Source organism: Oceanobacillus sojae (assembly GCF_900162665.1).
Taxonomy (GTDB): Bacteria; Bacillota; Bacilli; order Bacillales; family Amphibacillaceae; genus Oceanobacillus; species Oceanobacillus sojae_A.
The window spans coordinates 1,245,815-1,270,333 of sequence record NZ_LT727812.1; the positions used below are offsets into that span (position 1 = coordinate 1,245,815).

The window sequence follows — 24,519 nt, forward strand, 5'->3', positions numbered from 1 at the left end:
AAAAAAGATAAATTCCCGGCACTCAAGGGGTTATTTACCATTCCAAAACATTATCTGTTTAAGAAGCTGCTCCAGGTTTCCCTTTATATCATTGTTGATGCGGATACTTTGAATTTTGGTTAATCATTCTTTTCCCTCTTATAGGAAAATTAAAACATGTTCACTCTGAATCTTAAATATTTAAAGCAGCTTACTGTATCCATATGTGTTATCCTTTAACGGGTAAATAACAGAATACCACGTATCATCTATTTTTTCACATTTTCTCTTCCTAACAGCTCCAGAAATTGATCAATAATTACCTTATTGACAGGTAACGTAACTGGAACTTTATCCTTTTCCATCCAGTCCCCGCCATTATAAGAAATTGGATGGTAATCTCTTCTAGAAAAAGGCTCTCCTATATTTAGGTTGGATATTCTTGCAAGCTTGTAGACATTGAAGCTTTCTTTCAAATAGCAATAAGCATCCATATACCAGCTTCTGTCCTTAAAAACAACGCGATACGGCTCTGTTGTTTTATTTAATTTTAAGATAGCGTTAAAAGCCGCATTGTCATGAAGCACCTGCATCCTGCTTTTTAAGCTGGTTTCGATAGACATTAATTCTGTTTTTGATAAAGGCGGCTTATTCCTTTCAACCACCTCCATTAAATAGGAGACGATCCCCATATGTCTATCTATTTTAATGGAGACTCATCGAATACAAAAGTGGAATTATGGGTTCCTGTGACAAATAGATAAAAAGGTGACTGATGTAAAATATTAAACTGGATAATTCCCCAAAAAGAAATCATATTTCCTTTTGGGGAATTATCATACAACATCTATTTTCTTATCCTTCTCAGCTTTCATTTGTCTTTTTTCGCAAACGATAGACATAAATACACGGGACGAATCCACATACAAAAATAATTGCACCTACTAACACACCATTTATTGCTGGAATTCCTTCACTTAATGATGTCAGGATTCCAATAACAACAGCTATAAACACTGTTACAGCTAGAGAGACAGCTAATCCTTTTTTAGGAGATTTATCACTGGATTCATGATCTACGCTAATACCCATAGATAAATATGCAGAAACAATAGCGGTAACCATAAAAACAAACCACAGTGGATTATCTGTCATTCCGTTTATTCCTTTTGTGACAAAATCATACCCTAATATCCCCACAATACCAATGGTTTGAATCAGAAACAGCACTCTAATATCCTTTAAATTTTTTAATTTTAACCGTTCATCTTTAATTATTTTCATTTGATATCACTCCTTTCCCCTCCAAAAGACTTCGTCTAAGGTTTTATTCACTGCATAACAAATCTCAAGACAGAGGTTTAAGGTTGGATTGTAATTTCCCTTTTCAATTAAGCTGATTGTTTGCCGGGTGACCCCTGTTTTTTCAGCCAGCTGCTGCTGTGTCAGATCTACTTGGATGCGGGCTACTTTGAGATTGTTTTTCACAATTCCTATCACTCCTTTTTATTCGCCATTCAATTTATATATTACATAATACCATATATACATTACATTATGCAATTTATATATTACATTTCCAGCTTTTACTGACTACAAAGTATATATCACCATAAAAAAATAACATGATAATTCATTAGCAGAATTATCATGTTATTTTTTTGGTTTTTGCTGTACTATTATTATTTGCTGTTTTTCTGAGATTGCTGATTCTGCGCACTTACATCTTCAAAGTCGGTATCACTGTATATTTCCGTACCATGTCCTCCTGTTGTTTTAGCTATGAATTCCTTGGCCTCATTATAAGACATTCCCGAGTTTTTATTTGCCTTTTTCACAGCCTCTATATCTGTCCCTGCAGCTGTAAAATTATTATCCTTATTTTCCTGCATTTACACCCCTCCTGCTTTGTTTCTTTTATGTTATCCATTAGGGAGGATTTTAGCCAAAATGAATTCATTTAATACTTATTGCTTCTTAGGATAATAAGAAAATCCTGGATATTTCACAACAGGTGATTTTTTCTTGCGCAGTGACTCCATGAATTCGGAACCCACGTTTAAATTACTTTGGACCAGTTCTTCTGGCGTTAATGCCAGCCATTGGTTCAACGACACATCAGCAAAACGACTGCTTTTGAACATTTCTAAAAACCATAATGTTTCATTACCTGTATTTTGAATATAATGCCCATTTGCAAAGGGAACATATCCGACATCACCGGCACGATAATCAAATGTACGCGCAGCTCCCTCTCCGTTAAATACTGTCATTCGCCCTTGTCCGGCAAGGTAATATTGCCATTCATCCTGATTAGGATGCCAATGAAGCTCTCTCATTCCTCCCGGTTCTACCTCCACGAGTGCCGCTGCGATTGTTTTGGAAACAGGGAAATTAGAACTATCCACAATACGTACACTTCCACCGGGCGTTTTAATTGGCGTTTGCTTCAAAAGCTCGTGCTTAAAGGTTAGAGGGACTTCTCCATAAGGGGACTGGACTTCCTGACTTTCCACTGAACCGGGTACTTTTCCTTGATAGATATAAAGCTCATCAGAAGGAATATCTTGAAAAGCACTCTCTGGCACACCAAAATTAGCCGATAAAACATCTTTTGGGGTATGCGCAAACCAATTAGAAAGAGATAAGGTATTTTGATCAGAAAAATTGCCATCATCAAAAACAAGCAGAAATTCACAATGCTCCAAGCCTTGAATGGAATGCGGAACCCCCGGAGGAAAGTACCAAAGATCTCCAGGACCAACATCTGCAATGAAATTCTTTCCATTCTGGTCAACAGCCGTTATGCGTGCACTCCCTAATAGCATATAAGACCATTCAGCTTCTTGATGCCAGTGAAGCTCGCGTACACCGCCGGCAGTTAAACTCATATTCACCCCGGCAAGTGTAGTCGCAACCGGAAGCTCTCTCGCAGTAACCTCCCGGGACCAGCCCCCTTTTTTTAATTTCATGGAGGTATCAGAGAACGAGAATTTTAAGTTAGGAAGCAGGCCTGTATCCGTAGATGGCGGAACAAGCATATCCGGATTTTGTATATCCCGTATAATATTACGCGGTCCCGCGTCAATTGCCCCGGCTCCGTCACTCCGAATAGGCTGGGGCACATTTCCATTCCATTGATTAACATTTCGATTTTCCATCAAAAGCACCTCTTTTATTGGTTTGTACAGGAAAAACCCTTCTAACATAGACTTATGTCTAACCTTTCCTGTATGTGCCTATGGATAAAGCAATGGAAGCTGGCTAATTTTAATAACGCTTTAAACTACAATGTGATTTTTAAAGAAATAACAATCCCCCTTCTATTTTTTTATAACTTCCTGAGAAACACTTACTGTAGACTGCGGGTTTTGAACTGTAATGAACTTCCCGGCAGTTCCAAAATAAGAAACTGTGAACATGTTCCGCATCTGAAGCTTTGAAAGAATTATTTCATGGTAGGACTCCAATGCTGAGCCAGCTGAGAGTATAATTTCTTTCCTCTTTCCGCAGGTATCATTTTCCTCGCTGCTCTGGAAAATACGCTGCAACTTTACCCAATAGACTTACAATTGATTTAAATTCGTCACACTTCCTACATATATTGCTCATTATTTCACAAATACTTCACGAAGTTACATCACATTCCATGATATAATTATTGTGAAATAGATCACAAGAATATATTAGGAGGTTTTATAATGAGATTTAAGCTGATATTAATGTCTTTTTTATCCCTGTTACTGGTAGGTTTTTTGGCTGCATGCGGCTCGAATGAAGAGGATCAGGCCGATGAAAATGCAGCAAACGATACGGAAGAGACAGAAGGTACAGATGAAACAGAAGAAGATGTGGTAACAACAGCCTCATTGGTTAATGAGCCAGACGCCTTTGTCAATGCTGTCAGCGAAGATGGAACATGGATTATTGCTGCACTTGATGATATCACAATAGATGAGGATGTAGTGGTCGCCGGTCAGTTCTACGATAAGGATGACGAATCTGGTGATATTTATCGTAAAATTGCACCATATACACAAGACGAAGATCATAATATTACAGATTCATTTACCATTACTGTTCCAAGCCTAACTGTACAGAGTGAAAACTTGAATTTCCAAGGTGGTACATTACAGGGTGATGTGATTGTCGAAGCAAATGGTTTTATGCTTGATGAAACAGCTACCATTGACGGAAATTTAAAATTTGCTAATAAAGAAGCAGAAAGCTCAGCTACTATTGATGGCGAAGTTACAGGCGAAATCGAATAATAACAGAAAGTTTATTATTAATTGAGCCTTGGCTCCATCCCCGCTTCAAATCGAATTTATTTATACCACGCTATTAAAGCGGGCAGGCCAAAGCTTGTCCGCTTCATTTATGTACAATCCGCTCTCATCAAATACTCTCCTATTACATGACGGGGTCCCATCTCCATTCCACAACCAGAGATGAGACCCCGCCATGTAATCTTATTTTCCCTTTAGTCCCTTCTCCTGCAATCAATGAAAGTGATGACCCTCTGTCCGCAGTATAAATAAGGTAACTGCCAGCAGCACCATAGCAATAAGAGCGGCTATATCTGTTTTCTGCCAATGCAAGCGGCGAAAGGACGACCTTGGATTGTTGGACTGGTAACCTCTTACCTCCATTGCATTAGCCATATCTTCTGCTCTTATCAGGGAACTGACGAATAAAGGAACAAAGATAGGAACAATTTTCTTTATCTGCTGAGGCAGTGATCCTTCTCCAAACACAGTGCCTCTTGCACGTTGTGCGTCCATTACCTTCTGTGTTTCATCCAGTATAATCGGAATAAAACGCAGCGCTATGGACAGCATGAGCGATATTTCATCAACTGGCAGCTTCAGCCGTTTTAATGGCTGAAGCAGATAATTAATTGCATCCGTTAAATCAATCGGTTTTGTTGTTAAGGTTACTACGGTTGAGACAAAAATAATCATGGTAAAGCGGCTGAAGATATACATCCCATTGATTAATCCAAATGATGAAATTGTAATCGGTCCCCAATCAATATAAATTTTGCCGCCCGCAGTAAACAGCACCTGCAGTGATACTGTAAACAAGATCAACCATATTAATGGCCTGACACCCCGGAGATATATACGGATGGATACACCGGATAGCTTCATCATCGTAAAGGTAAAAAGCCAAAGCACCAGATATGTTATCCAATTATTGGCGATAAATAAGATAAAAATAAATGAAATCCCTGCCAGTAATTTAGCTCTCGGATCAATACGATGAAGAAGCGAATCCCCCGGAAAATAACGTCCTAAGATTAATTTGTTCATGCCAATCCCGCCTCTATTAAAGCAGCTGCCAGCTGATCCCGTGTCAGACAGATTTGTGATAAGGTTACATTCGCTTCCTGCTCTATCCTTATTTGCAGTTTTCTGGCCTGCGGCAAATCCAGACCCCATTGATGAATCGCTTCTACATCAGCAAATAATCTCTCCGGTTCATCCTGAAAAACAATTCTGCCGCTGTCCATTACGATGACTTCATCAGCGTATAAGGCCACATCATCCATATCATGAGTAACCAGTAAGATAGTTAACCCGCGTTCTTTATGCCAGGCATGAAGAAGATCCATCACTTCTTTTTTCCCTTTTGGGTCAAGCCCGGCACCAGGTTCATCCAAAACAAGAATATCTGGACGCATCGCCAATATTCCTGCCATTGCCACATATCTTTTTTGACCGCCAGATAGAGAAAATGGCGACTTGGATAATAGAGAAGCCTCTAAACCGACACGCTCAATCACTTCCAGAGCAATCTCTTTTGCTTCTGCTTCCGGTACACCAAAATTCATCGGGCCGAACATAATATCTTTTTCAACTGTTTCAGCAAATAATTGCGACTCCGGGAATTGAAATACCATTCCCACTTTTTGACGCACTTCCTTTACTGACTGCTTTGCGTTTTCTGATGTAATCGTTATATCTCCAACTGACACGCTTCCTTTTACCGGAATAAGCAATCCATTCATCAGCTTCAGCAAACTTGATTTCCCGGAACCTGTCTTTCCCACTACCGCCGTAAAAGATCCTGACTTTACTGTTGTACTGATTGATTTTAATATCTCTGGACTTCTAATCGGTCCCGCCTGGTAATCTGCCGTTACTTGCTGAAGATTTATCTGCATAGCCACCACACCATTTCATCTTCTGTCATATACTTATCAGGTATGGTACTTCCCTGTTCTTTTAATTTTCTTCTCAACGCTTCGATGAATGGAACATCTTCACGCTCTTCCCTTTGAAAAATCTGGGCCGGCTTGCCCGTTTCTATCACTTTTCCTTTTTTTAAAACTAATATTCTATCAGCTGCCGCCGCCTCATTCATATCATGTGTAATCGAAATAATGGTCAGCTGATGCTGTTTCCGCAATTCATCTAAGAGGGTCATGAAATCCTGTCTGCTTTTGGGATCAAGCATAACCATCGCCTCGTCTAGTACGATAATGGCAGGATGTAACGCTAAGAGCCCGGCGATTGCCACGCGCTGCTTCTGTCCTCCTGATAATCGGGACGGATCATAATCCGCATAGCCGGTCATACCAACCATTGCTAACGCTCTATCAACCCGCTGCTTCATTTCATCATAGGGCATGTTCTGATTTTCTAAAGCAAATGCCACATCATCTTTTACAGTCGTTCCAATAAATTGATTTTCCGGATTTTGAAATACCAGTCCTATCTGACTTCGCAGCTTCCATTTCGTTTCCTCCTTCAGCTCCATACCATTAATATAGATTCTTCCAGTGGATGGCATACGCAGACCAACTAGTAAACTGGCTAATGTCGACTTTCCGGAACCGTTATGTCCCACAACAGCCAGCCATTCTCCACGCTGGGCTGTAAAGGAAAAATCTGTAATGGTATGCTCCCGTTTTTTCAGATTATAATGAAAGGTTACATTTTCTGCTTTGATACAAGGTATTGACATTTCCCCACCCCTCTCTCCAATATTACAGAATGACGGATATAAGCAAAGTAATAGCCATCGTTCCATTTACAAGCATCATATTTTTCAAAGATAATGGAAAAGTTTCCAGTTTACTTTGTTTTTGCTGGAATTGTCTGATGCTTTTTATAATCGGAATCAGAACCAGACAGACAAGTAAGACATAAACAGGAAGCACCTGAAGCAGCACAGCACTTACAATCGCTGCAAACGAAAGCAGGTAAAGCAGCTGAAATAGCATTAGTGCATTTTTTTTGCCAATATAGTAAGGAAGAGTAAAGCGTTGATTGGCAATATCCTCTTCCAGGTCACAGATATTATTTGCCAACATAATATTAGCAATGGTCATCATACACGGAAGGGAAACAAGAAAAATCTCCAGCAGCAAAAGGACATTCATTTCAAAAGTAATCATGTATCCGCTAAAGCCTAAATGCGCAATTCCTTGATCAGCGGCGTTTACATAGATAGCCAGGAAGGTAATTCCTAACCCCATTGTTACACCAGAAAATACTTCTCCAAGAGGCATGCGGGACAGCGGAATAGGTCCGAATGTATAAAAAATACCGACTGCAAAGCAAAGCATACCGATAATCAGTACAAATAAATCCGTACGAAATACGAGCCAGATTCCTAACATAGAAGCTATCGCCAACATAGTAATAATCGTTGTCACAACTCTCTTTTCAGGGATATTCTTTTGTCCGATAATATTGGACTGTCTGCGATAGTCATCACTCAGCGCCTTCTTATAATCCATGTAATTATTAATTGCTGTTGTTGTTAAATCAAACAGCAGCATGGCACTAAAGAAGATAACCGTATTCAGCGGTTCAAATACATCATAACGATAAATTACAAATAATAGTCCAATTAGAAATGGAAACAAACTTGCTAGTTTAGTACGGATTTCTACCAGCTTCAAAAACGTAGGCAGTGTCATCACAGCCAGCTCCCTCTCATTTATTCTATTAATCTAAAATCCTCATCTGTCAGTTCGAAATTATCAACTAATCCATCCGTGATATATACGCTTTTATCCTCCATCACGAAGATAGCTTCTGCACCGTCGAAGTCCTGCATAAATTCAATACCTTCCTGCAGTCCCTTTGAAAACAACAGTGTAGAAAGTCCATCTCCATCAACCGAACGTTCACTGACAACAGAAACACTGGCAAGTTCACCTTCAAATGGATATCCCGTCTTTGGATTCAATAAGTGATGGTATATTTCACCATCCACTTCTAAATAACGCTCATAAATGCCTGAAGTAACGATAGACTGATCTGCTGCAGTTAATCTGCCGACAGTCTCCCCTTTTCCCGAGAACGGATTTTGGACTCCAACTACCCATGGATCACCGGATGTTTGATTGCCCATCACATAAATATTCCCTCCTAAATCAATCACAGCTGTTGTGACGCCTTCCTTCTCTAACAGCTCCACTATTTCATCAGCAATATAGCCTTTGGCAATCGCTCCCATATCTAACCGCATTCCTGAATCCTTCAGCATAACCGCTTGCTCCGCTTCATCCAGCTCAATTCTTTCATAATCAATCAGCGGCAGTATATCATCGATTTCATCCTGGGACGGTTTCCGGGCATCCTCCATGCCGATATTCCAAAGACTGGTTAACGGTCCGACAGCAATATCAAATGAACCCTCAGCCATTCCACTGTAATCCTTGCCTTGATTAATAACCTGCCACACATCCTCCGACACATGAACAGGTGCTATCCCTGCCTGTTCATTAATTTCAGCAACCTCTGAACCACTTTCATTCGCAGTCATTTGCTGTTCCAGCTCTTCAATTCGATCAAAGACCTTATCTAATACCGGTTCCTTCCCCTCATCATAGATTTTGATCGTTACAACCGTTCCTAATAAGAATTCTGTTTCGCTATATGGATTATTGCTTAATGGTGATTCATCATCTGCTGAATCAGCACTTGTAGAACAGCCTGCGGTGACCAGTATAATCAGCATCATCATAGTACAAATTTGTTTCTTCATTGTCATGCCTCCCTGATTCTTATAAGTTGCCATTAACATGATAAACATCATTATATTTGTGAAATAAATCACATTAATTCAACTCATTTTAAATGTGAATCATTTCACAATATTACATGTCAATTGTATAATTTATATCGTATCATGTCTATAAAAAACACAAATAAATCTCTTAATACCATTGACTTTGTCATTAAAATGACACAGCTTAATAATTAAAAATATATTTTTAATTTGTGAACTATTTATCAAATGTATGGACATTATTTCTTTATATGTTAGAATAAAATTGTTCAGTTGTTCACAAAGTTAACATTATAGATTACAAAGGAGTGAATACAATGGCGGAGAAGAATATTGTTATTATTGGTGCTGGCTACGCCGGTGTGCATGCAGCTAAAAAGCTTGCAAAAAAATACAAACGTGACGATTCTGTTTCCATTACTCTTATAGATCGGCATTCCTATCATACAATGATGACAGAATTACACGAAGTTGCTGCACACCGTGTAGAGCCTTCTGCTATTCAATTTGATTTACGGAAATTATTCAATCGTACGAAAGTGAAGCTTATCACAGACAATGTCACTAATGTCGATCATGCGGCGCAGACTGTTACAACAGAGCATGGTGAGTTTGCTTACGACTACCTGATTCTGGGGATGGGCGGTGAAGCAAACGACTTCGGCACACCAGGAGTAAAGGAGCATGGTTTTACCCTCTGGTCCTGGGAGGACGCTGTTCGAATCCGGCACCATTTAGAAGATGTTGTCAAACGCGCTTCCTTAGAACGTGATCCTGAAAAACGCCGAGCAATGCTTACCTTTACAGTTTGTGGTTCCGGCTTTACCGGTATTGAAATGATTGGGGAACTCATCGAATGGAAGTATCGTTTAGCAAAGGAAAACAAACTGGATGAAGAAGAAATCGGGCTGTATGTTGTGGAAGCAGCAGCATCTATTTTAAATATGCTGGACCGGAAAAGTGCGGATAAAGCAGAGAAATATTTAAATAAAAAAGGCGTTAAATTGCTTAAGAATTCGCCGATTGTCGAGGTAAAGGAAGATGGCGTAGTATTAAAATCCGGTGAAACACTTCCTACCCACACGCTGATTTGGACTGCCGGAGTGAAGGCAAATTCTGATACGAAGGATTATGGTGTTCCAGCTGCAAGAGCAGGACGTCTGAAAGTAAATGAATTTATGGAAGCAGAAAATTTAGAGAATGTCTATGTTATTGGCGATCTGGCTTATTTTGAAGAAGAGGAAGGAAAACCGGCTCCGCAAATTGTAGAAGCTGCTGAACAAACAGGTGTAACAGCAGCAAAATCCATTATTGCAGAAATAGATAACGGTCAAAAAGAAGCTTTTGAAGGGAAATACCACGGCACCATGGTTTCTATCGGCGCCAGATATGGTGTTGCGAATTTAATGGGGCTCCGCTTAAGCGGCTGGCTGGCTAATCTGATGAAGCATCTGGTTAATCTGTATTATTTTTTCGGAATAAGAAGCGGCTATTATATGTTTCATTATATTATGCATGAATTTTTCCAGACAAAAGATAAGCGCAATATTTTCAGAGATACGCTTACCAGATATGGCAATGTTTTATGGAGCTTACCTTTACGGCTGTTTGTCGGCGGTTTTTGGCTTGAGGAAGCAGCTTCTAAAATTTGGGGTGAATCTGTCTGGAGTGAAGTCACCTCTGGCTCTGCGGGAATCTCACGGTTATTTCAAGGAATCGGAGAAGACTCCTGGCTGACTGGAAATACGGTAAACATGCCGTTTGAATGGCTGCAAACAACGACCAGTGGTGCCAGTGAAGCGGTTGATGGCGGTGCTGAGTGGGCTACACCACTTTTAAGTAAAATGCCAGGTATTTTTGAGTGGTTTATGCAAATTATGCTACCGACACCGGAAGTAGCTATCTTTATGCAGAAGGTTATGACCTTTATTGAATTATTTATCGGGCTCGCTATTGTATTTGGCTTATTCACCTGGCTTGCCAGTGCTGCAAGTGCCGGATTCCTGGTGATGTTTACTTTATCCGCGATGCTGGGCTGGGATCAAATCTGGGCTCTTCCTGCTTCCATCGCCTTAATGAATGGTTCCGGACGTTCCATTGGTTTAGATTACTGGGTCGTGCCATGGCTGCAAAGAAAATCAGGTCTGATTTGGTACGGAAAAGAACGTGCTATTTATAAAGACCGGGAATAAACTCCAGTCATGCTTGCCTTAGAAAACAAACAAGGAAACTGTCCGCAAACTTTGGCTGGTTTCCTTGAACCATTTCTTTCATGAGACGAAATCCAGAATATATATTTTATAGATTACTATGAAGGCTTACAAGTTAAGCTGTCAGGGGGTGAGTGGGAATGAAGGATATCTTTCATATGATGAAACCATGGGATGTTATCTTAACTGTCCTGCTAGTGCTTCTATCTTTTCTTCCTATCGCCATCTTTGTTTCTCAGCAGTCTCAGTATGCCGGAGAGGATTCAGTAAATATTGCAGTGATTACAGTAGATAATGAAGTTGTAGAAGAAATCCAACTGACTGATAATATGGAAACCAGAGAAATAGAGATTGCGATATCCGATCATGACAATAATATCATCGAGGTAGACAATGACCGTATTCATATAAAAAGTGCTACCTGTCCTGACCAGATATGTGTCCGTACAGGATATATCTCAAGACCTGGTCAGACAATTGTCTGTTTGCCGCATAAGCTCGTGGTAGAGATTCAATCTGACAGCGGGGAGGCAGATGATATCATTATCAGCTCGTAATCCTGCTTATGAAAATTTATTAACGTCCCATAAACAGATAGGAAGGGTCTGCAATGACAAATAATCAGCGTCTAGTATATATCGCATTGTTAGCTGCTCAGGCGGTCATTATCAGTTTAATAGAAAGAGCTATTCCCTCTCCCTTCGCCATCGCTCCAGGCGCAAAGCTTGGTTTAGCAAATATTATTACATGTATGGCATTATATACACTGCCTGTAAAAGACGCATCCAAGGTTGTCATGATACGGATTATCCTTGCTACACTCTTGGGCGGTACAATTTCATCATTCATGTATAGTGCCTCCGGAGCTGCTTTAAGTTTTATTGGGATGTGCAGCGTAAAAAAGCTCGGTCCATCCCGCATCAGCTTAATTGGCGTCAGTGTCGCCGGAGCCATCCTGCATAATATCGGACAGTTAACAATCGCCAGCTGGGTTGCCCAAACATGGACCGTTCTGCTCTATCTTCCCGTTCTATCTTTTTTCGGTATTCTATCCGGTATTGCTATGGGAATGGTTGCTAATTATTTATTAAATCACGTGGAACAGCTTCACTATTATCGAAGTCTGCAGGAAATGAAATATACACCGCTCAATCAAGTGTCTTAGTGTAAAACAAAATCCCTATGTTCGTTAAATGGAGGTTATAGCCATGGCTATCCCAGTTCACCCGATGTGGGGGCCTTACCCCCGCTTACAATCTGATTTACAATCTGTCTTGCAGGTGATTGAATCTCACCTGCAAATCCATGATAAGCGTATTGAAGCCACGATTAAAGAATTAGTCTATTCCGGCGGGAAATTACTGCGTCCGGCCTATACGCTTTTATGTGCTCAGATTGGCGATGCATCAAACCATGATAAAGAAAGGTCCATAGCCGTTGCTGCAGCACTGGAAACATTGCATATGGCAACGCTGATTCATGATGATGTCATTGATGAAGCAGACTTCCGTCATGGAGCCCCCACTATTCATACACAGCAGGGTAACCAATTTGCCATCTATTCCGGTGATTATTTATTTTGTGTCTGCTTTACCATTTTGTCCAAGTATGCCCGTACATTAGCACATCTTGAATTTAATGCACGCAGTATGGAAAAAATTTTAACAGGTGAACTGGATCAGCTCCATGCACGTTATCAAATAGGTACCAGTATCAAAGACTATTTAGCCCGTATTTCTGGTAAAACCGCACAGCTGTTTGCCGTCAGCTGCTATTCAGGTGCCATTACCAGCCAGGCAACACGAAGACAGACGATGCTTGCCTGGAGTATGGGACACTATATCGGCATGGCCTTCCAGATTATAGATGATGTGTTAGATTTTAAAGGGGATTTTAACACTGTGAGAAAACCAACCCTGGCAGATATTCGTCAGGGCATCTACACGCTTCCGCTGATTTATGCCTTACGTGAACAGCCGGAGAAATTGTCTCCTTATCTAAATAAAAAAGCGGATTTGACTGATGATGAGTTAATGGAGGTACTTGCTATTGTTGAACAGACGAAAGGGATAGAGAAATCAAAACGGCTTGCCCGAAAGTATATAGACAAAGCATTAAAATCCCTTAGCAAACTGCCGGACGGGGACTATAAGGAGACTTTGTATGAATTGACTACCATGCTGCTGGATCGAAAAATGTAACTATGTCATCTGAAGAATCCATTTGAAATCATCAGTATATCAAATGGATTCTTTTTTTTAATACTAATTGCTGCCTTTTATCATTCTAAACTCGTATCTTACCTGCGATATCCCCTTTTATTCAAGGCAAACTAAGCTTGGCCATTCTGCCTCCGTCCACTGTATAGACCTGCCCAGTGATAAATGCTGCCTCATCGGCGGCAAGAAAGGCAACAAGTGCTGCTACTTCTTCCGGAGAACCTGTACGGGCAACAGGGTGAATACGTGCGATGTCGTTTCGGAATGCCTCTGCATCAGATGTGTTTTCAATAAAGTTAAGGTTTAGCTCCGTATCAATCCAGCCAGGAGCCACTGCATTACAGCGGATTCCTTCATGGCCATGATCTACAGCTACCGCACGCGTCAGCCCATGCAATCCCGCTTTTGAAGCACTATATGCCGCATGTCCAGGATTAGCGGCCAAGCCCTCCACTGAACCAGTATTTACGATACTGCCCTGTGTTTTACGCAGGTAGGGAAGCGCTGCCTTGATCAGGAGAAAGGGTGTAGTCAGGTTCACATTAAGGTTACGTTCCCAATCCTCTAGGCTCGTTTCTTCAACTCCAGCCTCTTGCATCATACCTGCATTATTAACCAGCACATCCAGCCTTCCAGCACGGGTAATAACCTCTTCAATAACACGATTCGGTGTTTGTGAATCAGAAAAATCCGCCTCTATCCAGTCAAATTCTTCGTCCTTCCTGCGTTGTGCAGTGATCACAGTCGCTCCTTCATCATGCAGCCTGTGGGCGATGGCATGACCAATCCCTGAGCGCCCTCCTGTCACCAGTGCAACTTTGTTTTCAAAACGCTTCATTTGTTTTGTCATTATCCTATTCCTCCTTATTACGGTATATAGTTGCTGATCCCTACATCTAATACTGCTTCAAAGGCAAAGTTATTATATATGGATTTATTTTAGTGTAACATGTTCTTTTAGACTGTTTCAGATTATTTCTTTTTTGGATAATTAATTTTCTCTTTTGATTTACGTATTGTTCCCGTGTAAGAAACACGTATCATTTTTGAAAAAAATATTTCTGTCATATAATATAGAGAAAATAAATGAATTGATGTTTATTTATACGAGGAGGACCACTATGAAAAAGTACATGAACTGACCACCATAAAAATGACTGAAGAATTTTTGCAAAATCATGCGTTAAGCTTCCTTTTCGTATCCAGACCGGATTGCAGTGTATGTCATGCAGTATTACCAAAGTTAAGAGAGCTGCTGGATAACTATCCTCAGATCCATCTTGGACATATTGATGCTTCCAAGGTAGAAGAAGTAGCAGAAAAGTTCCTGATTTTCACTGTTCCCATCATGCTTTTGATGATAGAGGGCAAGGAATATATCCGTGAGGACCGCTTCGTCCGTTTTGATCAATTAGAAGAGAAGCTGGATCAGATATATGGAATGTATACGGAGTAAACTATACTTCCAAGCTGGACAGGAAAACCACAGTAATACGGTAATGGCAGTTGTTTCCGTGGTTTTCCCACAATCCCGTCATTGCTGCTGGATTTGAATGACCTTTTATATTAAAAGATTGAACAGCAAAGCATCTAATTTATTTTTGGTTTAAATACCAAGGTTAGATAACCAACGATAGAAGCACTGACAAAAAGAGTATAGTATCCTGATACACCAGCTATCTGACCGGAAATAATTGCTCCTGCCGCCTGCCCGAATGCCAGTAATAAGAACGGCACTCCCAGCCCGAATGCTGGCGTAATCCTAAATACAGAAATTCCCCATACGATTAAAACTCCTGTCATAAAAATATAAGAACTCCCAAAAAGTACTGGTGAAAGAAATCCCAAGATATTATTTCCTGGAGAGATTCCCAAAAACAAGGATGAAGTCGAAAGAACCAGCACAGAAATTCTATACGCATTCACTAAGCCAAAACGATTTATATATACACCGGCTGTTCCGCCTAATAAACCTGCTGCTCCTATAATTACCCAAAACCACTCTTTCAAGTATGGCGGAACATTTTCTAAATTTATCATAAAATCTCTGGAAAATGTCCAATAGGCAGAGCAGGATATACCAATAAGTAACGAAGCAAAAATTAGCTGGACAGAACGTATCCACTCTTTTCCAGAGAAATTAGCCGCCACTTTCTTTTCTGTAATATTGTTTTTGGGCAGTGCTCTATAATTGACAAAAAGCACTAAAAGGGCAATAAGCGCAAAGATTAAATACGTTTTCCTCCAGCTGTCAGCCATACCAAGAGCAACAGCTCCAGTAAAAGCTGTGCCAATACTTGTACCAGAATTAATCCATGAATTGGTCTGATTCTGTAATTTCATCTCTACTTTCCTGCTGACAATATCAGCATATGGCGGCGAAGAAAATCCTGTACTTAACCCTGCCAGAAATATTCCTAAACCGAGTACCGCAACATTAGGCGAGACAGCGATGATACTCAAACCGATAATAGATGATAACCCCGCTATGATAAGAATAGATTTTGGGGAAATCTTATTTGAACATACCATTGCGAATATAATGGCGAGACAATAAGCGATATAGGATAAAGATGAAATAAAGCCGCTGACAGATGGCTCCATGTTAAGTGTTTCATTAATATATGGAAGCATTAAACCATAACTGAACCGGGACAGCCCATAAGTAACGGCTATCATCGGCAATCCCACTGCTATTAACTTCTTTCCATTCACATAACTCCCACCCTTTTATATATAACGTTCATTATAATAAAATCAAAAAATATATAGGGTATAATATGAGATTTTAAAATCCCTATTCTTTCCCCTATATTTATCAAATATATCATTCAGTAGCTTCGAGACTTCTTGCCAAATCCATTGCAATATCTTTTAATTTATCCAGACCGAGTATTTGGTCCATTGATGTTAATCCCTCTAATATAATAGAGATTTGTATACTAAGGGATGGGGCAGCCTGAAGATGTTTCATATCATTGTCAATTTTATTTAATAGTTTCTTTTTATGGTCTCTGCTCAGCAAAGCAATTTCGTCATTTACACCTTCGTACTCCTGTTTTGCTCTTAGAAATAAACATCCATTAAAACCAGCAGCACTCAACCAATCAATGTGTGCATGAATTAATGACCGGATATATGCATTAGCACCGTTTTCCTTATTCAATTTATCTTCCAGCAATTGAAAATACCGCTCTTCTCTCTGCATTAATATTTCTTTGATCATTTCTTCTTTGGATTGAAAATGATAATACATTGTCATCGGTGCTACACCGGCTTGCTCCAATATACTTTTCACACCGACTGCATGAAACCCATGTTCATAAAATAATTCTTCAGCTGTCTGCATAATGGCTGCTTTTTTCTGAGATTTCCTCATATCATAACTCCTTTTTATATAGAACGGTCATTATAAATTTAACATATCAGCTATTAGATAACAACAAGCTTGTATAGAGGAATCTAAATAAAGATGACTGTTCCAAAAGGATTTTCACAAGCAATAAACCTATTATGTTTTATTAATATATTATCGCTCCACCTGTAAAAAATGACGGAGCGATAATATAGCATTCTATTCAGGTAACCTGATTATTAATCACCTTTCCAAAAAATCCTGCAATTTTTTGCTGCGTCTCGGATGCCTTAATTTACGCAATGCTTTCGCTTCAATTTGACGGACACGCTCTCTGGTTACACCGAATACTTTCCCCAGTTCTTCCAATGTTCTTGTTTTGCCGTCATCTAGGCCAAACCGGAGACGGAGAATGCTTTCTTCCCGGACAGGGAGCGTACTCATCACATCCTCCAATTGTTCTTTTAGTAACTGGTTTGCAGCATAGTTGTAAGGAGATTCTGCTTCCTCATCCTCAATAAAATCACCCAAATATGAACTTTCTTCATCACCTATAGGCGTTTCCAGAGATATGGTGTCTTGAGCAATTTTTAGAATATATCTCACTTTATCCGGTTTTAGCCCCATTTCTTCTCCTATTTCCTCCGGGGCTGGTTCACGGCCTAAATCTTGGAGTAAAGAACGTTGAATACGGATTAATTTATTAACGGTTTCAACCATGTGTACCGGAATTCGGATGGTACGCGCCTGATCTGCTATTGAACGGGTAATTGACTGTCTAATCCACCAGGTTGCGTAGGTGCTGAATTTAAAACCTTTTCGGTAATCGTACTTTTCAGCAGCTTTGAATAATCCCATATTCCCTTCTTGAATTAAATCTAAGAAAAGCATCCCCCTTCCAACATAGCGTTTGGCTATACTAACTACGAGACGGAGATTCGCTTCTATTAATCTTCTTTTTGCCTCCATATCCCCCTCTTCAATACGAAAAGCAAGTTCAATTTCCTCTTCCTTAGACAGTAAATCCACGTTGCCGATTTCTCTTAAATACATCCGGACAGAATCACCTTGCTTGTTTCCTATTGGAACATTAGTTTCAGTGAAATTCATTTCCTCTATTTCATGCGTATCGTCCGGACCATCAACTACATGAACCGTCTGCTTTTCCAGGTATTCGTAAACCTCATCTATTTTTTCAGATTTTATATCGAATTCAGATAAAATAACAGCCACTTTTTCATGCGTAAGCACATCTTGTTTCTTACTTATTTCCATTAATTTATCTTTAGCTTTCTCTAAGCTCTCTGCTGATTCTATTGTATGGGAAGATTTTTGTACAATCATGGTTACCGCTCCTTCCAAATTCATCTATTAAAAGTCTACTTACTATTGCAAAGCATGTTTTAGCTGCAACGCGCCCTCTGTGCTATCACCAATTTTTCCATGGTATATATAAACATATCTCACCCTTCCTCTGCGGATAAAAACAAAAATGCCGGTACGTTCATCCGTATCCTTTTTCTGAAAAAAGAGTCCGGAAGTATCTGTCGCTCTAAAAGGTCTATCCCGAAGAAAATAAGCAATTGGATGATTGCTTTTCTTTACCAGGAATGCTTGTTTTCCATTTCTGTACTCTCCTTTTTCAAAAGGATTATATTCAAGGTGATTAATCAAAACAAGAATGATATCTGGTAGATGGTTCAAAATATAGTTGTATTTATCACAGAAAAATATTCTTCTCCACAGCGATGCTTTCAAGTTACTTTTTGGCTGTACTCCTGACATAATAATTTCTTTCGCATTATTATTCTTTGCAGTTTCTACTAATTCTCTTGCAGTATCTCGTTCATCTTTTACCCGCTTAACAATAAATCTGACAGCTCCTAATTCTTCACTTAATTTTTTGCTCTCTGCTAAATTTAATAAGTGAAACATTGTATATTCGCTTTCCATAGAACAGAAAAATAAAACTTCAAAGGTATAACCATATTTCCTCGCCAATGAAGCCCCTCTTAAGAGAACTCTGCGGCTATAATTCTTTTCTTCTAAACAAACCAATACATGATGTCTTATTTTTAGTGTCATTTTTCCTCCTTGCGCACTCTGTTTACACACTTTATCCATCAGGAAGATATTCGAAAACAGAGCTGCATTTTTCGAAGGGTTAAGGATATACGTCTTTGCCCTTGCTCCAAAGATAAACACGTATATCCTTAACCCGGAATTTTATTAAAATTGGGGTCAGAATCTGAATCAGTCACACTCTTCACCTCCCTTTCACTTTAATTTCTATTATATTTCTGAATAAAACTGAATGATCGTTCTAAAATAATCTAAAAAAATAGACCCTATTTTATCAAATCTGATAAATCATAGGAATCAACTGCTGTAAAACTTTGCTGTGATTTCTTGGTTCTGCTCTATATGAGGTTCTTTCACGCATAAAAATCAGAAAAAGCTGTCTTTAATTTCTTATCCGTCACTAAAACGATATTAGGTTTCCTGTTCCGGATCCAAAAGCCGGGATAAAATTTTAGCTTCGTTTGAGTCCAATAAGGCCGATCCAGTCTTTTCCTGCCCGTTCTGAAAAAAGATTTCGTACATTCCATCTAAATGCTGAGTCACCTGAAAAGAATCACCAAAAGTCGTATTTAACGCATATTCAAAGCCTAATCCTTTTAGTTCTTTTTTATAAATAATATACATAATCCCCTCCCCAATCACATAACTGAACGTTCGTTCTAAAATGATATCATACAGTTTTCGAGCAGTCAATGGATAAATCCTCCAGTTAAATACTACTTGTCTCCATATCTTAATTATGATAAATTTAGAACAATTGGTCAGTAACCATTAAAAGTAAGTTGGAGTATTAAATCTGTGGACAATTATCCTTAACAAAAGCTAAAATAACTCAAAAATCAAAGGTTAGAAATATATAGGGAGTGAGCTTTTTGAATAAAAAGCAGACGAAAAGTATGTTAACCAAAAAGAAGATTGCTGATGCCGCAAAGCACCTCTTCATTCAAAAAGGCTATACAGCAACGTCCATTGAAAATATATCGGATGCTACCGGGGTAAGCAAAGGAAATATTTATTATCATTTTGAAAGTAAAGAAGGTCTTTTTATTTACGTTTTAGACGAATGGGAAAAGGAATGGATGGAGCAATGGGAAGAACAGAGAAAACAATATACCTCTACAACGGAACAGCTGCATGGCATTGCAAAGCATTTTGTTATCAACGATTACAATCACCCTCTGACAAATGTTGCAGATGAATTTTTCAGTCATGAAAATTCCAATACTTTAATACAAAACCAGCTCTATAAAACGATTAATACCAGAATATCCTACAGTCAAAAACTCCTGTCAGAAGGAATAGCCTCCGGCGAGTTTAAATCAGATGATTCTCTATTATTAGCAAAGATTTTTGATACCTTACTATACGGACTAAACAATATTTGCAGGGACTTAAACATGAAAGAAACACTTGACCTTTATGCAAAAGCGATCGATACCTTCCTCTATGGAATTGCTTCTGACGACTCAGCTCATTCCCATGATTAACGGCGAAACTAATCAGTTTATGATAGATAAGTTCGGAGAGATTTTATTACTATAGGGTTTTAAAATAATCTGCTGGTGCGGATTTATTTTAGGAAGGAAGATAGTCTTGAATCGTAATCATTCATCCTTTCTGGGAGTTATATTTGGTATGGTTGCAGGAGCAGCTTGGGGATTGGCTTTTCTGATTCCGAATATGCTTTCTGCTTTTTCATCATTGGAAATTACATTAGGGCGTTATTTGATGTATGGTTTGTACTCTCTTCTTCTATTTATAGTATTTAGAAAACATACCGGGCATATCCCGTTAAGAATCTGGTCAAGAGCACTGCTTTATGCTTTTACCGGAAATGTCGGGTACTTCTTTTTTCTACACTGGTTGGTATCCAAACATTAACACTGGTTATATTTGTTTTACTGATAAGCAGCCTGACAAACCAGCAAGTCTTAACTAACCTTCTGGCTAAAGAAAATCTGACCCAGTATGTAATCGGGATTATTGTCTTAGGTGTTATCGCTTCATGGATAGCGACATGGGCCTGGAACCAGACCTCTATCCGGCTGACCGTCTCTATGGCTGGAATGATGATTGTTTTTGAAACACTTTTTGGATTACTTTATTCTTTTATTTATAACGGGATGCTTCCTTCCATTTTAGAATGGATAAGCATTTTATTTATTCTTGTGGGAGTTACCTTTGGAATTTGGCGGATTAATGCATTTAAGTACTCTAACTACAAACAGATAAAATAATGACTTTTACCTTCAGCAGCTTAAACTGATTGTTATTAGTCATGCGTTAAACTTTATGATTCGATCGAAACATTTAAAGGAGGAATTTTATTAGAAATGGAAAATTTTACAATTTGGTCATTAATGATAGATATCAGCATTATTTCAGGATTACTTTTAGCAGGAACCATCCTGCGGGCGAAAGTAAGATGGATCCAATCCTTATTTCTGCCGGCGAGCATGATTGCCGGTTTTCTTGGGCTCGCATTTGGCCCCAGCGGAGTGGGCATTCTTCCCTTTTCTGAACAATTCAGCAGCTATCCTACTTTGTTAATTGCGGTTATTTTTGGAGCAATTCCAATTGGCGCTACCAAAGTGCAGTTATCGGAGGTATTCCATCGCGTCCGTGATATGTTCTCTTATTCCATCATACTGACTTTATCTATGTGGGGAGCAGGCGTCCTGTTTGCTTTACTTATTTTAAACCCGATTTTCAAGGATTTACCTAATGGATTTGGACTTATTCTGGGAGCAGGATTTCTAGGCGGACACGGAACTGCAGCTGCTATTGGAGAAGGATTGGCTCACGCCGGCTGGGAGGAAGCGATGGACCTTGGTATGACCTCTGCCACAGTAGGGATTCTGGTTGCTGTTTTAGGAGGACTATTCCTTATCAAACGCAGTACTGAAAATGGTCATACAAAGTTTATTTCAAGCTTTAAAGATCTTCCTTCTGAACTGAAATCCGGATTAATGCCGCCATCCAAGCGATCAGCAATGGGACAAGAAACAGTCTCATCCAATTCAATTGATCCGCTTGTTCTGCATTTAGCTATTATTGCTTTCTTAATCGGCATATCCTATTGGGTCACAAATATGTTAACGGAATTAATACCTGCCGTATCTATACCGCTGTTCAGTGTTGCTTTTATTCTAGGTTTAGCCTTTCAAGGAATCAGCCGTAAATTAAAAGCGGATAAATACATTGATGGACGTGTTATGGAGCGTATCGGCGGGACAGCCACTGATTTTCTGGTTGCTTTTGGTATTGCTTCGATTAATATTACTGTTGTTATGGATTACGCACTGCCGCTGCTCCTATTATTTGCATTCGGAACACTATGGGCATATATTCTGTTCCGTTTCGTCGGCCCAAATGTATTCAGAGATTTCTGGCTGGAAAAATCTATCTTCGGATGGGGCTGGAGTACAGGGACTGTCGCTATGGGGCTTGCGCTCTTACGAATTGTTGACCCTGAATTAAAAAGCCGGACCCCGGAAGATTATGCACTGGGTTATGTAGGTGTTGCACCTGTTGATATTATTATTGTTACCTTTGCCCCAATTCTTTTCGCACTTGGATTCACGTGGGTGATTCCAGTAGTACTTCTTCTTGGCGCTGCAGTTGTTATTGTTATTTACAAAAAAGCAGGCTGGTGGGGACAGGGGAATAAGGAAAATACACCGAGCTGATGGCTTGGTGTGCACCCCTAGAGTTAGACCAAAAATCTAATTCTAGGGGTGTTTTATATGGCAAAATACGATTTAGCATTTAAATTAGCAGCCGTAAACGCTTATTTATCACGAAGAAGCGTTCGCAAAGCTCCCGCTGAGTGAAGTTTCATTTTATATATTTACCAATTGATCCTTCCCGATTCTTCTCCAGAATTTAAAGAAAGACTCTCTTTTCTTGCCAAACTGTGAATAGTTATCAATGATTCTCTCTACAATTTCGTATAATTCTTCCGGCTCTAGATTCTCTTTCAAAAGCATCCCCACTTCTGCATCAAAACCCTTGCCTTTTCCACCTACATATAAATTGTATTGATCCTTGAATTTCATCACGCCTATATCACTGATCATTGGTTCTCCACAGCCGATTGGGCAGCCTGTATAAGCCATCTTTAATGTAAAAGGAACTTGTTTGCCGGCAAACCGTTTATTGAGTTCTTTTGCTACAGGCATCCCTTCCCGTTCTTCCCCTTTACAAAAATTACAGGTTCTCAGGCTCTTAACATAACTTCCGACTGGATAACAAGCTAATCCAACACTTTCAAATTCCTTTATAATCTCTTCTTTTTTGTTTTCTGGAATTTCAATATAAAGCTGTTGAAAAGTAGTTAATTCCAGCTCCTCATTTTCATCCATATACTTAGAAATGGTCACCAGCTGCTTGGCATTTAGTTTGGATCCAAATCCAATTCCTCCATTGACAGCTATTTTTATCTTTTTATCATCACGTTCCATATGGAGTCCCCCTATTTCTACTTTTTATCATTTTTATACAATACGTCTGTAAGGTATTTATAATGATAAAAAATAATTAGATTCCATAAAGAAATAAAATAATCTTCCAATCTCTTTATGGAATCTGTATATTTTTATCAGCTGACTTCTAACAGCTTTTTAATTTCTTGTTTATTTTGTTCAAATCCAGTCATACTCTTCACTTTTTTCCTTAAACCCAGCATAGAAGATCGAGAAAAAACGATGCCGGGAACGATTCTGTTTCCTGTTATCTTTTTTAATTCTTTCTCTTTTTCAGGCTGCTTTGCTAAGTCGTATTGTTTATGCGGGATTTGATGTTCTTCTAAGAAATTTTTCAAGTCCTGGCAATCTGAGCAAGTCGGTCTTGTATAGATTTCTAAATGATATTCAGCCATCTGTTAACTTCCCTCCCCCAGGTATGATGTGATTACTTATTTACTTACTTCAATAATAAATGAATAAGTGTGCACCTTATCACCAAATTGAAATTCTGCCCAAATTTTATACATTCCCTGCTTCGGAAAATGAGCATGGAATGTTGTTGTGTCATCTGAATCCGGATGAACATGAATATATTGTTCTACTGCTTGATCTACAATGACCACATGACCTAAAGCCCCAAGATGCGGCTCAGGAGTTTCTCCGTGCATATTAAAATTTAAAGGAACTGCTTTACCAGTCTCTGCTTTGACATTCTCTAACGTAACAGTTTTTCCATCCACTTCTTTGGTCCAATTATCGTCAGGCTTTAAGGCAGCTTTACCTGTTTCATTCGTTCCGACCTGAACCGTATTTGGAGCTGCCTGATATGCTTTTTCCTTAGGCGTAATATCAACAAAGGCTTGATACGTACCATCATTTAAAGGGTGGTTAATCGTATAAAGTCCTTCCTGTTCTTTTTCTGGATGCAAATGATAATAATGCTCCAAATCATTGGATACCATAATAAAATGCATTTCTTTTTCATGTGCCAAGGCCAGTTCCGGCGCTTTTCCAGTATTATCTTCTAAGGCGATAGATATTTTTCCATCCTTATACGTTACCTTTGCTTTTACCTCTGACTCACCTGAATGATGATGGTGATGATGATGACTATGATCCATACTATCTTCCTCCTTTGATTTTCTTTCATATCTTGAAACAGAAATCTTGCGGCTAGT

29 protein-coding genes are annotated in these 24,519 nt (G+C 39.2%); 10 read left to right on the top strand and 19 right to left on the bottom strand.

Annotated features, from left to right (window positions below):
• Positions 1-248 precede the first annotated feature (248 nt).
• The 5 genes from BN1068_RS16950 to BN1068_RS16970 all read right to left on the bottom strand — a co-directional run bounded on the left by BN1068_RS16950 (position 249) and on the right by BN1068_RS16970 (position 3,140).
• On the bottom strand, positions 249-650 hold the full coding sequence (locus tag BN1068_RS16950; RefSeq protein WP_175637182.1) for a WYL domain-containing protein: 402 nt from the start codon (positions 648-650) through the stop codon (positions 249-251).
• A 193-nt stretch (positions 651-843) separates the two neighbouring features.
• A complete protein-coding gene (locus tag BN1068_RS16955) occupies positions 844-1,263 on the bottom strand; it encodes a hypothetical protein (protein ID WP_077603993.1) in 420 nt (139 codons plus the stop codon).
• 6 nt (positions 1,264-1,269) lie between these two features.
• Positions 1,270-1,470 (bottom strand): helix-turn-helix transcriptional regulator, encoded by a 201-nt coding sequence (locus tag BN1068_RS16960; RefSeq protein ID WP_439822984.1) that lies wholly within the window; start codon positions 1,468-1,470, stop codon positions 1,270-1,272.
• A gap of 191 nt (positions 1,471-1,661) precedes the next feature.
• Positions 1,662-1,871 carry a gamma-type small acid-soluble spore protein gene (locus BN1068_RS16965; protein ID WP_077603995.1) on the bottom strand — a complete coding sequence of 70 codons (210 nt, stop codon included), beginning with the start codon at positions 1,869-1,871 and terminating at the stop codon, positions 1,662-1,664.
• Between the two features lie 75 nt (positions 1,872-1,946).
• Complete coding sequence (locus BN1068_RS16970) at positions 1,947-3,140, bottom strand: oxalate decarboxylase family bicupin (protein ID WP_077603996.1); 1,194 nt, start codon at positions 3,138-3,140, stop codon at positions 1,947-1,949.
• Between the two features lie 540 nt (positions 3,141-3,680).
• Here BN1068_RS16970 and BN1068_RS16980 point away from each other — a divergent pair.
• Entirely contained in the window at positions 3,681-4,250 is a 570-nt protein-coding gene (locus BN1068_RS16980) for a hypothetical protein (RefSeq protein ID WP_077603998.1), read from the top strand.
• Between the two features lie 231 nt (positions 4,251-4,481).
• Here the strand turns inward: BN1068_RS16980 and BN1068_RS16985 are convergent, their stop codons facing one another.
• From BN1068_RS16985 to BN1068_RS17005, 5 genes are read right to left on the bottom strand one after another with little or no spacing between them, the layout of a single operon-like run.
• Positions 4,482-5,294, bottom strand: a complete 813-nt coding sequence (locus tag BN1068_RS16985; protein ID WP_077603999.1) for an energy-coupling factor transporter transmembrane component T family protein — start codon at positions 5,292-5,294, stop codon at positions 4,482-4,484.
• Entirely contained in the window at positions 5,291-6,148 is an 858-nt protein-coding gene (locus BN1068_RS16990; protein WP_077604000.1) for an energy-coupling factor transporter ATPase, read from the bottom strand. The genes BN1068_RS16985 and BN1068_RS16990 overlap by 4 nt, the downstream gene beginning before the upstream one ends.
• Complete coding sequence (locus BN1068_RS16995; RefSeq protein ID WP_077604001.1) at positions 6,139-6,951, bottom strand: energy-coupling factor transporter ATPase; 813 nt, start codon at positions 6,949-6,951, stop codon at positions 6,139-6,141. The genes BN1068_RS16990 and BN1068_RS16995 overlap by 10 nt, the downstream gene beginning before the upstream one ends.
• A 22-nt stretch (positions 6,952-6,973) precedes the next feature.
• A complete protein-coding gene (gene menA / locus BN1068_RS17000) occupies positions 6,974-7,912 on the bottom strand; it encodes a 1,4-dihydroxy-2-naphthoate polyprenyltransferase (protein ID WP_077604002.1) in 939 nt (312 codons plus the stop codon).
• Between the two features lie 20 nt (positions 7,913-7,932).
• Positions 7,933-8,985: an FAD:protein FMN transferase gene (locus tag BN1068_RS17005; RefSeq protein WP_077604003.1), complete on the bottom strand. Its 1,053-nt coding sequence runs from the start codon at positions 8,983-8,985 to the stop codon at positions 7,933-7,935.
• A 341-nt stretch (positions 8,986-9,326) separates the two neighbouring features.
• Here BN1068_RS17005 and BN1068_RS17010 point away from each other — a divergent pair, with 341 nt between their 5' ends.
• From BN1068_RS17010 to BN1068_RS17025, 4 genes are all read left to right on the top strand, one after another.
• Entirely contained in the window at positions 9,327-11,201 is a 1,875-nt protein-coding gene (locus BN1068_RS17010; RefSeq protein WP_077604004.1) for an FAD-dependent oxidoreductase, read from the top strand.
• Positions 11,202-11,359: 158 nt separating this feature from the next.
• Positions 11,360-11,776 (top strand): NusG domain II-containing protein, encoded by a 417-nt coding sequence (locus BN1068_RS17015; protein WP_077604005.1) that lies wholly within the window; start codon positions 11,360-11,362, stop codon positions 11,774-11,776.
• Between the two features lie 53 nt (positions 11,777-11,829).
• The gene (locus BN1068_RS17020) at positions 11,830-12,384 is read left to right on the top strand and encodes a Gx transporter family protein (protein WP_077604006.1); all 555 of its coding nucleotides are present in this window, start codon (positions 11,830-11,832) and stop codon (positions 12,382-12,384) included.
• 49 nt (positions 12,385-12,433) lie between these two features.
• Positions 12,434-13,420, top strand: a complete 987-nt coding sequence (locus BN1068_RS17025; protein ID WP_077604114.1) for a polyprenyl synthetase family protein — start codon at positions 12,434-12,436, stop codon at positions 13,418-13,420.
• A 121-nt stretch (positions 13,421-13,541) separates the two neighbouring features.
• Here BN1068_RS17025 and BN1068_RS17030 read toward each other — a convergent pair whose 3' ends face one another.
• A complete protein-coding gene (locus BN1068_RS17030; protein WP_254846798.1) occupies positions 13,542-14,288 on the bottom strand; it encodes an SDR family NAD(P)-dependent oxidoreductase in 747 nt (248 codons plus the stop codon).
• A gap of 303 nt (positions 14,289-14,591) precedes the next feature.
• Here BN1068_RS17030 and BN1068_RS17035 point away from each other — a divergent pair, with 303 nt between their 5' ends.
• A complete protein-coding gene (locus tag BN1068_RS17035) occupies positions 14,592-14,894 on the top strand; it encodes a thioredoxin family protein (protein ID WP_077604007.1) in 303 nt (100 codons plus the stop codon).
• Positions 14,895-15,028: 134 nt separating this feature from the next.
• On the opposite strand, the gene BN1068_RS17040 is transcribed toward BN1068_RS17035, so the two are convergent.
• From BN1068_RS17040 to BN1068_RS17060, 5 genes are all read right to left on the bottom strand, one after another.
• Complete coding sequence (locus tag BN1068_RS17040) at positions 15,029-16,153, bottom strand: MFS transporter (protein WP_139344859.1); 1,125 nt, start codon at positions 16,151-16,153, stop codon at positions 15,029-15,031.
• A gap of 112 nt (positions 16,154-16,265) precedes the next feature.
• A complete protein-coding gene (locus BN1068_RS17045; RefSeq protein WP_077604008.1) occupies positions 16,266-16,817 on the bottom strand; it encodes a TetR/AcrR family transcriptional regulator in 552 nt (183 codons plus the stop codon).
• Positions 16,818-17,036: 219 nt separating this feature from the next.
• Positions 17,037-18,161, bottom strand: a complete 1,125-nt coding sequence (gene rpoD / locus BN1068_RS17050; protein ID WP_439822982.1) for an RNA polymerase sigma factor RpoD — start codon at positions 18,159-18,161, stop codon at positions 17,037-17,039.
• Between the two features lie 18 nt (positions 18,162-18,179).
• Positions 18,180-18,878, bottom strand: a complete 699-nt coding sequence (locus BN1068_RS17055; protein ID WP_175637183.1) for a universal stress protein — start codon at positions 18,876-18,878, stop codon at positions 18,180-18,182.
• A 408-nt stretch (positions 18,879-19,286) separates the two neighbouring features.
• Positions 19,287-19,568, bottom strand: a complete 282-nt coding sequence (locus BN1068_RS17060) for a hypothetical protein (RefSeq protein WP_077604011.1) — start codon at positions 19,566-19,568, stop codon at positions 19,287-19,289.
• A 179-nt stretch (positions 19,569-19,747) separates the two neighbouring features.
• Here BN1068_RS17060 and BN1068_RS17065 point away from each other — a divergent pair, with 179 nt between their 5' ends.
• The 4 genes from BN1068_RS17065 (at position 19,748) to BN1068_RS17080 (ending at position 22,564) form a co-directional block, all read left to right on the top strand.
• A complete protein-coding gene (locus BN1068_RS17065) occupies positions 19,748-20,362 on the top strand; it encodes a TetR/AcrR family transcriptional regulator (RefSeq protein ID WP_077604012.1) in 615 nt (204 codons plus the stop codon).
• Between the two features lie 106 nt (positions 20,363-20,468).
• Positions 20,469-20,756: a hypothetical protein gene (locus BN1068_RS17070; RefSeq protein WP_077604013.1), complete on the top strand. Its 288-nt coding sequence runs from the start codon at positions 20,469-20,471 to the stop codon at positions 20,754-20,756.
• Positions 20,757-20,932: 176 nt separating this feature from the next.
• Positions 20,933-21,112 (top strand): hypothetical protein, encoded by a 180-nt coding sequence (locus BN1068_RS17075; RefSeq protein WP_077604014.1) that lies wholly within the window; start codon positions 20,933-20,935, stop codon positions 21,110-21,112.
• A 96-nt stretch (positions 21,113-21,208) separates the two neighbouring features.
• Positions 21,209-22,564, top strand: a complete 1,356-nt coding sequence (locus tag BN1068_RS17080; RefSeq protein WP_077604015.1) for a sodium/glutamate symporter — start codon at positions 21,209-21,211, stop codon at positions 22,562-22,564.
• Between the two features lie 153 nt (positions 22,565-22,717).
• On the opposite strand, the gene BN1068_RS17085 is transcribed toward BN1068_RS17080, so the two are convergent.
• The 3 genes from BN1068_RS17085 to BN1068_RS17095 all read right to left on the bottom strand — a co-directional run bounded on the left by BN1068_RS17085 (position 22,718) and on the right by BN1068_RS17095 (position 24,462).
• Positions 22,718-23,338 (bottom strand): nitrite reductase, encoded by a 621-nt coding sequence (locus tag BN1068_RS17085; protein ID WP_077604016.1) that lies wholly within the window; start codon positions 23,336-23,338, stop codon positions 22,718-22,720.
• Positions 23,339-23,475: 137 nt separating this feature from the next.
• A complete protein-coding gene (locus BN1068_RS17090) occupies positions 23,476-23,754 on the bottom strand; it encodes a glutaredoxin family protein (protein ID WP_077604017.1) in 279 nt (92 codons plus the stop codon).
• A 36-nt stretch (positions 23,755-23,790) separates the two neighbouring features.
• Entirely contained in the window at positions 23,791-24,462 is a 672-nt protein-coding gene (locus BN1068_RS17095) for a hypothetical protein (protein ID WP_077604018.1), read from the bottom strand.
• Positions 24,463-24,519 lie beyond the last annotated feature (57 nt).